Consider the following 4,291-nt stretch of genomic DNA (forward strand, 5'->3'; position numbering starts at 1 on the left):
TACATTATGAGATGTCGTACCATAAAGACGGTGGGGTGTTTAGTAGCAGTAAATCTGAGCATAACAAGATGGATGTGAGCCAAGTTGTGGGGTCAAGCATAACAGGGGGTGAAGGGGTTGCTGTTGAATCTGGCAATGATACCACAATCATTGGGTCTATGCTTTTTGCTGGCAAAGGAAAGGAAACAGCAGAAGATCAGGCAAAAGCGGATGTTTCTATTCATTCTGGTGGGAATATTCTCATAAAAGGAGCCCAAGAACAGTTTGACCAACAACAGCAATCGTCGTTAAGTGGATTTTTTTACGAGGAATCTTCCAACACATCTCAATTGCACACCACAACGGTCTCCTCTGTTCTGGGTGCAACGGGCAACGTTGACATAGACGCACAAGGAGATGCCAAGATTTCTGCTTCTCATCTGCTTTCAGGTCAAAACATCAATGTGACAGCAGAAAATGTGACGATTGATGGCATGCAAGATCACCATAGCAGCCACTCAGAAGAACATGCATCTGGTTTTGGCGCGGGTTCAGGCAAGGGCTTTTTATCGATATATGGGAGTGAGGAAAAGGTGCAAAATGAAGAGAGTTTTGAACATCAAGGCTCTTCTTTGAATGCGTATGGCACTATCAACATCATTGCCAAGAAAAAAGATGTGACAATTGTGGGCTCTGATCTTGCAGGGGAAGATATTAATCTTACCGCAGCCCGTGATGTCAATGTGCTTGTTGGTCATAATAGCCATAAATCAAACTCTGTAGAAGAACGGGAAGGTTTTGGGTTTCAGTTTGGAAAGAGCAGCAGCAGTGTTTCATTGGGTGTTGGGGTTAAGAGCACGAAGGACACCGGTGATCAATGGGAAACAGCTTCCATTCAATCGCACATCACAGCACGCCAAGATGTGCAGATTACTGCGGATCGTGATGTGAACATGCAAGCGGCAGATGTTTTAGCTGATCGTGATGTGAACATCGATGCTGGCAATAATATCACGCTTTCGGAAAGCCAAGATATCTCTAAGACACAAAAAAAACATGAAAATTTCTTTGCTGGTGTTACAGGTTCTGTCAATGTGGGTATTCTTGGTACAGTAAAAGATGTAAAGGATGCAGTCAAACGTTTTGGTCATGGGGATACAAAACACAAAATCGGCAATGGTCTTATTTCTGGTCTAAAAGGCTATGATCTCTATAACAAAAGCAAAGATCTTTACAATGGGATAAAGGGTGGCTCACCAAAAGGTGCTCTTGCCAATATGGCTGATGTTTCAGCTAGTGTGACAGTGGGCTTTGAGACAGGGAAGACAGAAGCCTCTTCTCAAGTCTCCACAGCGGTGACAGATACAATAGAAGCAGGACGCGCTGTTAATATGCAAGCCCACAAAGGTAGCATCCATGGTGTTGGAGCCGATATTATCGCTGGTACAAACCCGAGGCAAAGCAATGATACACAGAGCGGGAATATCACCATGGGAGCAGGTAAAGATATCATCTTTGAAAGTGCGCAAAACACGCAAAGCAAACAAAAACATAGCCAAAGCGCTTCAATGAATGTTGGGTATAGTTATGGTACTGGTGGTAGGGAAGTAACCGGCAATATCTCTTTTAGTCAAGGAGAAGGTTCCAGTGAACAGGTTCAACAAAAGAACAGCTATCTTATTGGCACCGGCACTGTTCATACCACGAGTGGGGCAAACACCACATTGGCAGGCGCCGTGGTTTCTGGAGAGCGTGTAGAAATGGAAGTAGGAGGTGATTTTACCGTTGTCAGCCGCAGTGATACGGGACAAAGTTCCAGCAAAAAAAACTCTGTTTCTGTTGGGGTTAAAGGCAATGGAAAGCCTGATGGTGCATCAATAAACGTCTCTTTCCAAAATGATCAATCCTCCAGCGATTATCACAGTGTTGTGGAACAATCAGGCATTAAAGCCCGTGATGACGGCTTTGAGATCACCGTTAAAGATAAAACAACGCTGACTGGAGGTATTATTGAAAGCACAGCCTTGGCAGAAAAAAACAGCCTGACCACAGGAAGCATCAGCACCAGTGATATTACCAACAGTGCGAGTGCCAAAGCCAGCAGTGATGGGATTAGCATTGCAGCGGGTGGTGCAATGGGCGAATACGACATCGCTAAAAACATTGCCAAAAATGTTTTAGATCATGCAGAACAACAGGATTCAAGGGAAGGATATACCAAATCTGCCATTAGCGATGGCACCATCGTCATTACTGATGAAGCAGGGCAGAAGGCATTGACAGGGCAAGGCGTTGATCAAACCATAGCTTCCCTTAACCGTAATACCGCTGAAGCTCATAAGGGTGTATCACAAATAGATGTCACTCAGCTGGAACAAACAGCTGGTGAAGACCGTGAAATGGCAACACAATTGCTGGAAGAAGGATTTAAATACAGCGATAAAGCCTATAAAAAATATAGTGAAGAAGCCTCTAAAAAGCGCATGATGGAGCAGAAGGGGAAACCAAATCTGCTATCAGTGATGGGACTATCATCCTTACTGATACAACTGGACAGAGGGCGATGGGGCAAGATGCTGGACAAATCATTGGCTCTCTCAACCGCAACACCGCTACAGCCCACCAAGCAGTAGAACAGCTAGATGTCGCACCGCTTGAGGGAGCAGTGCATAATCGCGTAGATATGATCAATGATTTATCGGATGAAGGATTGGGATACCTTGATAAAATTTATAAAATCACAAATGTCAAAGAGCACCCAGTAGGTGAGGTTGCGCATGATGAAAATGGCAATGTCCTCTATTTAACCGATGAAAATGGAGAGTATATAAAAGGCAATGATGGAAAATATATCACTCTGTATCACTTTTTAAAGCCAGAGGAAGAAAAGCATTTACAAAAAGGCCCTAATGGTGCTGTTTATATGTTCTACAATGGCATTTTTAATTCACCAGATGATGCTGCGGGTAATGCTGTCCAATTGGCTGTTAATAAAAATGGTCCCCTTTATTTTACATACTTTCCCCAAGCTGACGATGTGCTGGTAGAATTAGGGGTAGCATTTTATCAAAAGTTTTTTGAAGGGGGCTCTTGGGGGGTGACCAATTCAACCAAAAAGTTCCAAGATTTTATCACTCGTTATGGCAATGACAAAGCGATTATTAGCATGCATAGCCGAGGTAGCTTTACAGGGGGCAATGGATTGCGTGACCTTAAAAATCGTGGCATCCATGGTATAGGAGAAAAAACAGATATCTATCTTTTTGGACCAGCTGATAACTCTCTATCGATAGCGAATGCATTCTATTATGTGAGTGATGGTAAAAAAGATCATGTTTATTTACAAAACCATGTATTTGATCCCATTGGTATAGGAATTGGTCATAATCCACCTACTGCTTATAAGGTACTCTTGAAGTTCCCTTATGTATTATTTCCATCAGCAATTCCAATGAGAGAGCAAGGGGGAGCTCTCATTGGCCATAACCCTAGTACCCATAATTGTTATGGTGATGCAAGTAAAGAGTGTAGTGGGCGCTATGGAACATATCATACAATAGCAGTTTATGCACCTCATGCAATTTTAGATAATTTAGGTTTAGGTAATTTATGGAGAAAAAAATGAATACACGGTTTAAATTATTCAGCGGGCTTATTCTGTTAAGTATTTCTGGATGTGACATATCAAATATCGATAAGACTCCTCCAGGAGAAGTGTATTGGTGGGAGAAACTTGGTGCAGATTCTACCGAGATAGGAAAAGCCTTATTAGAATGTGGAATGCCGAGCCTTATTAATTCTGATTCAGAAAATAGAGAGGTAAGCGATAATGGATGGGCATCTATTCATGTTTGTATGATCCAAGCAGGGTTCCATTATAAAGGGAGGGGTAGCTGGTGTTCTCCTTTTAACGGGAGAGACCTTCCGATTTGTCGTCCTGGTGCTGTCATCCCAAAGCGCAGTGTCAAGAAGCGCTTGAACAGCCCTTTTTGTAAAAGAAGTCCAGTACAACCTGAATGCAAACCTTAAGTTTTGTTTGTGATGACCGACAATCCCCACACTCACGTTTTTACATGCCTGTGCGGGATTGTTTCCTCAAGCAACCATTTCAATATTGTTCACCGTTGTTTAAACAGTGGTGACAGAAAATATCAACAAGCTTATGAGCTGTTTATTGTAAATAAATCCATTGAAAGAGGGGAATAATGAAGAAAATCTTAAAACTATTGAGTTGTATAGCTCTCTTAACTACAGCTGGATGTATTAACCAACCTCCTCCATCAACTTTAGCATTATGGGAAAAACCAGGTGC

General features: G+C 42.5%; 3 protein-coding genes. All 3 read left to right on the forward strand.

Translation table 11 applies throughout. From position 1 onward, the window contains the following. A partial coding sequence (locus ACFIMQ_RS08980; protein WP_375703881.1) for a hemagglutinin repeat-containing protein occupies window positions 1–2,612 on the forward strand: 2,612 nt, incomplete at its 5' end. Beyond that, window positions 2,543–3,604, forward strand: coding sequence for a filamentous hemagglutinin (locus tag ACFIMQ_RS08985; protein WP_375703882.1), 1,062 nt, complete (start codon window positions 2,543–2,545; stop codon window positions 3,602–3,604). The genes ACFIMQ_RS08980 and ACFIMQ_RS08985, both read left to right, overlap by 70 nt. After that, a complete protein-coding gene (locus ACFIMQ_RS08990) occupies window positions 3,601–4,008 on the forward strand; it encodes a hypothetical protein (protein WP_375703883.1) in 408 nt (135 codons plus the stop codon). Before ACFIMQ_RS08985 ends, ACFIMQ_RS08990 begins: the two co-directional genes overlap by 4 nt. Window positions 4,009–4,291 lie beyond the last annotated feature (283 nt).

It is taken from the genome of Bartonella sp. AD13SXNS (assembly GCF_042196465.1).
GTDB lineage: Bacteria > Pseudomonadota > Alphaproteobacteria > Rhizobiales > Rhizobiaceae > Bartonella.

Coding starts and splice junctions, on each gene's coding strand:
- ACFIMQ_RS08990 (WP_375703883.1), top strand. CDS start 3,601: ATGAATACACGGTTTAAATTATTCAGCGGGCTTATTCTGTTAAGTATT.
- ACFIMQ_RS08985 (WP_375703882.1), top strand. CDS start 2,543: ATGGGGCAAGATGCTGGACAAATCATTGGCTCTCTCAACCGCAACACC.